Here is a 7064-nt window from a genome sequence, read left to right as displayed (position 1 = left end):
CTAGTCTGCAGGGAGGTTGGCAGGGGCTGTTGGCTGAAGGCCGAAGTGTTTGCTACCCCCTCTGGAGAAGAGCGCCACACGGCGAGGCAGGAATACCAGTCTTGTTCCCCTCCTCGGGAGGACTATGCGGATGACACGCGGGAAAATGGGGAGACCCTAGACAAAGATAGGGCTTGATCTTCAATCCAAGTGGCGTTATATAGCGGCAAGGCGCTTGTTTAGCGTTAGGCGCTTCTTACTTTGCTTCTGTTGGGTAAGGAGCCGTTGTGATGCCGGTGCGCCGGCTTGGGTTGGAGGGCATACCATGAGCCGTGACCCCTTAAATCGTGAAACCTACACCAACGATGGGCTTGATGCTGACGAGTTTGATAACTTGGATGCAGTCAACGACGATCACTACGGTAAAAGCAAACCCAGTAAAGCGGATACCCTGCGCGCTCGCCGTCAGGTAGAAGCGTGGCTTGAAGAGCGTCGCTTACAGCGCGCGATTGAAGATGACTGGGACGAAGAAGAGTAGCGCCTTGCCAATCTATTAAGCGTTTTCAAGGTGGACATACCCGAGGGGCACCCAAATGAGTGCCCCTTATCTTTGCGGCTTGACCACTCTACGCTTGCCCCACTGCTTTGCTGGCCTTTAGCCGCGCTGGGCACTATCATCTGTGCACCAAGCCAGCATATTTGCTGGTCTCGCTTTTACCACAACCTAACGGATTTCCATGGCGCAATACGTATTCACCATGAATCGGGTTGGCAAAGTCGTGCCGCCCAAAAAGCAAATTCTCAAGGATATTTCGCTCTCGTTCTTCCCTGGCGCCAAGATCGGTGTACTGGGTTTAAACGGTGCCGGTAAATCCACGCTGCTGCGCATTATGGCCGGTGTCGATAAAGAGTTTGAAGGTGAAGCTCGTCCGATGCCCGGCATCAACGTGGGCTACCTGCCCCAGGAGCCGCAGCTGGACGACGAGAAAAACGTTCGGGATACCGTCGAAGAGGCCTTAGGCGCCATCAAAGAGGCGCAGGAAAAACTAGACGCGGTATACGCTGCCTACGCCGAACCCGATGCCGACTTTGACGCCCTGGCCAGCGAGCAGGCACGGCTTGAGAATATTATCGAAGCTGCCGATGCACACAACCTTGAGCGTAAGCTGGAGGTAGCCGCAGAAGCGCTGCGCCTTCCGCCGTGGGATGCCAAAGTAGGCAACCTTTCTGGTGGTGAGCGTCGTCGTGTGGCGCTTTGCCGCCTGCTGCTCTCAAGCCCGGACATGCTACTGCTGGACGAGCCCACCAACCACCTGGATGCTGAATCCGTGGCGTGGCTGGAGCGCTTCCTGCATGACTACAACGGCACTGTCGTTGCGATTACCCACGACCGTTACTTCTTGGATAACGTCGCGGGCTGGATTCTTGAGCTGGACCGCGGCCAAGGTATTCCGTTTGAAGGCAACTACTCCCAGTGGCTTGAGCAGAAAGAGCAGCGCCTGACCCAAGAAGCCAAACAGGAAGCATCTCGTCAGAAAGCCATCAAGCAAGAGCTTGAGTGGGTGCGCAGCAACGCTAAAGGCCGCCAAGCGAAGAGCAAAGCGCGCCTTAACCGCTTTGAAGAGATGCAGTCTGGCGATTTCCAGAAGCGTAATGAGACCAACGAGATCTACATTCCGCCTGGCCCGCGCCTGGGTGACAAAGTGATCGAGTTCCACAACGTTACCAAGCGTTTTGACGACAAACTACTCTACCAGGATCTCTCCTTTACTATTCCCCCAGGGGCGATTGTGGGTATTGTGGGCGGTAACGGTGCCGGTAAATCGACGCTGTTTAAGCTGGTCACCGGCAAAGAGCAGCCGGATGCTGGCGAAGTGGTAATCGGCGAAACCGTCGACATTGCCTACGTTGAACAGCTGCGCGACGCCCTAGACGACAAGCAAACTGTCTGGGAAGCAGTGTCCGATGGCCAGGATATTCTCAACATCAATGGCTATGAAGTTTCTTCGCGAGCCTACGTTGGTCGCTTTAACTTCAAAGGCAACGACCAGCAGAAGCGTCTGGATGAGCTTTCCGGTGGTGAGCGTGGCCGCCTGCAGCTTGCGCAAACCCTAAAACAGGGTGCTAACGTGCTGCTGCTGGATGAGCCCTCTAACGACCTGGATATCGAAACCCTGCGCGCCCTGGAAGAAGCCCTGCTCGCCTTCCCTGGCTGTGCCATGGTGATTTCTCACGACCGTTGGTTCCTGGATCGTATCGCCACGCATATTCTGGCGTTTGAAGGCGATTCAGAAGTGGTGTTCTTCGACGGTAACTACACCGAATACGAAGAAGATCACAAGAAACGCGTCGGTAATGACACGCCCAAGCGCATGAAGTACAAGCGCATCGACGCCTAATGTTTTAGGCGTTATGCAATGCAAAAGCCCTGCTGGCGTTTCCCGCCGCAGGGCTTTTTTTATGGATGGCTGTTTACCGTTGGTCGGCGAGACAGTTTAGCCTGCGGGCCAGGTAAACTCGCGCCCACCCATTAAGTGCATATGGATATGGTAGACGGTCTGCCCGCCCATTTCGTTGCAGTTCATCACCACACGGTAGCCATCCTCGGCAAACCCCTGCTGCTTAGCAAGCTGCGCGGCGGTGTGTTGCAAGCGGCCTACGAGGGCTAGGTCGTCGGCGGTAATATCGTTAAGCGTCGAGATATGCTTTTTAGGGATAATAAGCTGATGGGTCGGCGCTTGAGGGCTAATGTCGTTAAACGCCAGCACGTGCTCATCTTCAAACACGATATCAGCGGGAATGTCGCGGTTAATAATTTTGCAGAACAGGCACTCCATCGCGGCCTCCTTAGGTTTGGCGCGTTTATTATCGATAAAAGGCAGCCCCGCTTACCCCGTTAGCGAAAACGGCGCTGCGACAGTAAGTGGCGAACCAGCGGTGCCAGAATCAGTTCCATCGCCAATGACATACGAGCGCCGGGCACCACCAGGGTATGCGGACGGGTCATAAAGGAGTCTTTAATCATCGCCAGCAACCAAGGGAAATCGACGGTTGAAGGGTCGCGGAAACGGATGACCACAAACGACTCCGAATCGGTCGGAATATCCTGCACTTCAAAGGGGTTGGACGTATCGACCGTGGGCACCCGTTGGAAGTTGATATGGGTACGGGAAAACTGTGGCTGGATATAGCGCACATAGTCATCCATACGGCCCAAGATAGTGTCAATCACCGCTTCCTGAGAGTAGCCGCGCAGCTTTGTGTCCCGGTCGATCTTTTGAATCCACTCCAGATTCATGGTCGGCGCAACACCCACCAATAGATCCACATGGCGGGCAATATCGTACTCTTGGGTCACTAACCCACCGTGCAGCCCTTCGTAAAACAACAAGTCAGTGCCGCAAGGCAGCGACTGCCACTCGGTGAAGGTGCCCACCCGATACCCGGCTTCAATTTTCTGCTTATCTTCCGCATGGATATAGTGCCTGAAGGTGCCAGCACCGTGCTCTCCGTACTCGATAAACAGACCTTCCAGGCGATCAAGCAAGTTGGCTTCTACGGCAAAGTGGGATAGCTCATCTTTACGTTCTGGCTCTTCACGGAAAATGCGCTTTAGGTCATCGCGGGTATAGCGGTGAAACGCATCCCCATCCACCATGGCAGCATGCACATCTTCACGTAGGAACATGCGCTCGAAGCTGCGGCGCACGGTAGTGGTACCCGCCCCTGACGAACCCGTTACCGCGATGATGGGATATTCTCGGGACATTATCCCCCCCTTGCATCAGCAAGCGTTTGCTTCACCGTATCGGGAATCGCTACCGGGCGGCCAGCAGCCAAGTCAATCAGTAGTTTATTTACCCGAGCGGTAGCCACCACATCGCCCGTTTCCGCCTTAGTCACCCGATGGAACACCGTTAAGGCTTTGCCTTCTGGGTCGGGCACTGCCGTTTCTATCACCAGCGCATCGGGAAAGCGGGCCTCCTGTTGATACTGCACGGCGAGGTCAACCACAACGCTTGGGTAGCCGTGTATATCCCACTCGGGCAGATCGAGGGCGGCGAAGGCCTGCATACGAGCCTCATGAAGCAGCGATACCAGCGCATCATGCCCCAGATGGCGGCCGTAGTTCATATCCGTCACCCGCACAGTCAGCGGATGACGATGGATAACCGCTGCGTTAGGGAACTCCAGCGAAACACGCTCCATAGTTCAACTCCTTGCCGGGTGACGGTTTGAACTTAATAAGGCCGGTAATTACTGCTCACGCGCGATGGCACGGAAAGCGATATCACGACGGAACTCAACGCCATCCCAGTGAATCGCTTTAACTCCTTGGTACGCCTGCTGCTGGGCAGCTGAGACGCTATCGCCCAGGGCGGTCACACACAGCACGCGACCGCCAGCAGTGGTGATATCACCCTCTGCGTTTTGCGCCGTCCCTGCATGGAAGACTTTGCACTGCGCCTGCTCGGCATCGGCTAGGCCGTGAATCACGTCACCTTTGCGGTAGCTGCCGGGGTAGCCACCTGCCGCCAACACCACGCCCACCGCTGCGCGGCTATCCCACTCGCACTGCTTGTCTGCCAGTTCGCCCTTGGCACCTGCTAAACAGAGCGCCGCTAAATCGGAGGTAAGGCGCATCATAATCGGCTGGGTTTCCGGGTCACCAAAACGGCAGTTGTACTCGATTACTTTGGGGTTGCCTTGCGGGTCAATCATTAGCCCCGCATACAAGAAGCCGATGTAAGCGTTGCCCTCTTCCGCCATGCCACGCACGGTGGGCAAAATCACTTGCTCCATAATCCGCGCATCTACTTCCGGTGTCACTACCGGTGCCGGGGAGTAGGCTCCCATACCGCCGGTATTGGGGCCGGTGTCGCCATCGTAGGCACGCTTATGGTCTTGGCTGGTGGCCATGGGCACGACGTTTTCGCCATCCACCATCACGATAAAGCTGGCTTCTTCACCTTCCAAAAACTCTTCGATGACGACTCGCGCGCCAGCGTCACCAAAGGCGTTGGCTTCAAGCATATCGCGGATCGCCGCTTCGGCTTCCGCTTCGCTCATGGCGACAATCACGCCTTTACCTGCCGCCAAACCGTCCGCTTTGATGACGATGGGCGCGCCCATATCAGCTAAATACGCCAATGCTGGCTCGACAGCGGTAAAGGTTTGGTAATCGGCGGTGGGAATGTGATGGCGGGCCAGAAAGTCTTTGGTGAACGATTTGGAGCCTTCCAACTGTGCCGCGCGCTGGCTGGGGCCAAAGATAGTCAAACCAGCGGCTTGGAACCGATCCACTACGCCTTCCACCAGCGGAGCTTCTGGGCCCACCACGGTTAGCGCAATCTGCTCTTGCTGGGCAAACGCCACCAAGGCATCCAGGTCGGTTGCGCCGATAGCGACATTGGTCAGCTTAGGCTCTGTGGCGGTCCCTGCGTTGCCAGGTGCCACAAACACTTGCTCGACATCATTGGATTGGGCAAGTTTCCAAGCAAGGGCATGTTCGCGGCCACCGCCACCGATCATCAAAACTTTCATGGGTATCCTTCTCAAACGGGAGAGCGTCGTTGGGGCGCATTATGCCACAACGCGTCCCTAACGTGGCCTAAAGGGGGATTAGGAGTTTTTGTCCGTTTTATCGTCGTCATCCGTCTGGGTAGGCTGGTTCAGCGCATTTTGCCAGAAACGCATATTCTCTTCGGCCAGTTCACGCATAAACTCAATGGGTGAGTGGCGCATCGCCTGCTGCCACTGGGTCTGCATGCGTTTTTGCTGCTCCAGCATCAGTTGGGTTCCCTGCTCCAAATAACGCGCCAGCGGCAGCGGTGAGGACATATCGTACACACGGATCAACTGGGCCAGCAGGTCGTTCGAGAACACTTCGGCTTCACTATCCGCCTGCTCCTGTTCGATAATGATCGATAGCAAAATGGTGCGCGTCAGATCTTCGCCGCTCTTGGCGTCTTCAACGCGAAACGGCTCTTCTTCAATGATTAAACGCCGCAAGTCTTCAAGAGTGACATAACGACTCTGCTGAGTATCGTACAACCTGCGGTTGGCATATTTGCGAATTACGCGCACAGCGCATCTCCTTAAACACGATAGAGGCTTTTGTCGCCGTTGCTGCTATTGTGCCTGCAACACGCGCCCATGCAAGCTAGCTTAGCGGATTAGTGCTGTTAAGTACGCCTTTCCTGTCAACTACCCCCGCCTGAAGGCGGGAGCTTGTGAAAGCAAGCCTAGTTGACCAGGGTAAGCGGGCGGTACAGCCGCTACGTTGATAACAGGTCGCCAAGACTCACCCACGGATGCTTCCTCAGTCCGTGGCTCTGAAAGGTCAAGATCATGCTGCGGTACGCCGCCCGGGCGAAAGGTAAAACGCCGAAGGTCTTGACCGCTGCCACAAGGCAGTAGCCGGTTATCGACATTCCCGAGGGGAGACGGGGCGCAAGCCCCGCGACACCAGGCCCGTAAGGGCATGGATTAGGATGAAATCGCATGGCGGTTTTCGTACTGGACAAACACAAGCGGCCACTGATGCCGTGCAGTGAAAAACGCGCTCGGTTGCTGCTGGCGCGTGGTCGTGCCGTGGTGCATAAGCGTTACCCGTTCACGATTCGGCTCAAGGATCGCGTCAGTGGCGAGACGCAACCGCTTCGCCTGGGCATCGACCCTGGCAGCAAAACGACCGGGCTGGCGCTGATGCGCGAACCGGACAGTCAGCAGCGGCATGTACTGTGCCTGTTTGAACTGATCCATCGCGGCTTTCAGATCAAAAAGGCATTACAGCAACGCGCCGCCTTTCGGCGTCGCCGCCGCAGTGCCAACCTACGCTACCGCGCCCCGCGCTTCAATAATCGCATCAAACCTAAGGGCTGGCTGGCACCGTCGCTGCAGCATCGCGTCGATACCGTCATGGCCTGGGTGAACCGGTTGAGTCGTTTGGCTCCTGTAACAGCCATCAGCCAAGAGTTGGTGCGCTTTGATACGCAGAAGCTGGATAACCCAGAGATCAGCGGTGTGGAGTACCAGCAAGGCACCTTGCTGGGCTACGAAGTACGCGAGTACCTGCTGGAAAA

General features: G+C 56.2%; 8 protein-coding genes. 3 read left to right on the top strand and 5 right to left on the bottom strand.

Annotated elements, in window-relative coordinates:
- Positions 1-304 precede the first annotated feature (304 nt).
- Both AC13CN_RS00200 and ettA read left to right on the top strand, forming a co-directional pair.
- The gene (locus AC13CN_RS00200; protein ID WP_044628513.1) at positions 305-517 is read left to right on the top strand and encodes a PA3496 family putative envelope integrity protein; all 213 of its coding nucleotides are present in this window, start codon (positions 305-307) and stop codon (positions 515-517) included.
- A gap of 199 nt (positions 518-716) precedes the next feature.
- Complete coding sequence (ettA, locus tag AC13CN_RS00195; RefSeq protein ID WP_228219747.1) at positions 717-2378, top strand: energy-dependent translational throttle protein EttA; 1662 nt, start codon at positions 717-719, stop codon at positions 2376-2378.
- A gap of 96 nt (positions 2379-2474) precedes the next feature.
- Here ettA and AC13CN_RS00190 read toward each other — a convergent pair whose 3' ends face one another.
- The 5 genes from AC13CN_RS00190 to phaR all read right to left on the bottom strand — a co-directional run bounded on the left by AC13CN_RS00190 (position 2475) and on the right by phaR (position 6066).
- Positions 2475-2816: a histidine triad nucleotide-binding protein gene (locus AC13CN_RS00190; RefSeq protein WP_044628511.1), complete on the bottom strand. Its 342-nt coding sequence runs from the start codon at positions 2814-2816 to the stop codon at positions 2475-2477.
- A gap of 59 nt (positions 2817-2875) precedes the next feature.
- The gene (locus AC13CN_RS00185) at positions 2876-3748 is read right to left on the bottom strand and encodes a phosphoribulokinase (RefSeq protein WP_044628510.1); all 873 of its coding nucleotides are present in this window, start codon (positions 3746-3748) and stop codon (positions 2876-2878) included.
- On the bottom strand, positions 3748-4188 hold the full coding sequence (locus tag AC13CN_RS00180; protein WP_054641076.1) for an acyl-CoA thioesterase: 441 nt from the start codon (positions 4186-4188) through the stop codon (positions 3748-3750). Before AC13CN_RS00180 ends, AC13CN_RS00185 begins: the two co-directional genes overlap by 1 nt.
- A gap of 48 nt (positions 4189-4236) precedes the next feature.
- Complete coding sequence (purD, locus tag AC13CN_RS00175) at positions 4237-5523, bottom strand: phosphoribosylamine--glycine ligase (protein WP_228219746.1); 1287 nt, start codon at positions 5521-5523, stop codon at positions 4237-4239.
- 78 nt (positions 5524-5601) lie between these two features.
- Complete coding sequence (gene phaR / locus AC13CN_RS00170; RefSeq protein WP_044628507.1) at positions 5602-6066, bottom strand: polyhydroxyalkanoate synthesis repressor PhaR; 465 nt, start codon at positions 6064-6066, stop codon at positions 5602-5604.
- A gap of 417 nt (positions 6067-6483) precedes the next feature.
- On the opposite strand from phaR, the gene iscB reads away from it, so the two are divergent.
- Positions 6484-7064 (top strand): RNA-guided endonuclease IscB (gene iscB / locus AC13CN_RS00165; RefSeq protein WP_483052916.1); only part of this gene is annotated, 581 nt, incomplete at its 3' end.

The organism is Vreelandella sp. L-25, assembly GCF_056857535.1.
Note: the sequence above shows the minus strand (reverse complement) of the source record. Positions and strands in the feature narration are given on the sequence as shown.

What these genes read in the sequence shown, in the direction of transcription:
- AC13CN_RS00200 (WP_044628513.1), top strand. Translation starts at nt 305, where the DNA reads ATGAGCCGTGACCCCTTAAATCGTGAAACCTACACCAACGATGGGCTT.
- ettA (WP_228219747.1), top strand. Translation starts at nt 717, where the DNA reads ATGGCGCAATACGTATTCACCATGAATCGGGTTGGCAAAGTCGTGCCG.
- AC13CN_RS00190 (WP_044628511.1), bottom strand. Translation starts at nt 2,816, where the DNA reads ATGGAGTGCCTGTTCTGCAAAATTATTAACCGCGACATTCCCGCTGAT.
- AC13CN_RS00185 (WP_044628510.1), bottom strand. Translation starts at nt 3,748, where the DNA reads ATGTCCCGAGAATATCCCATCATCGCGGTAACGGGTTCGTCAGGGGCG.
- AC13CN_RS00180 (WP_054641076.1), bottom strand. Translation starts at nt 4,188, where the DNA reads ATGGAGCGTGTTTCGCTGGAGTTCCCTAACGCAGCGGTTATCCATCGT.
- purD (WP_228219746.1), bottom strand. Translation starts at nt 5,523, where the DNA reads ATGAAAGTTTTGATGATCGGTGGCGGTGGCCGCGAACATGCCCTTGCT.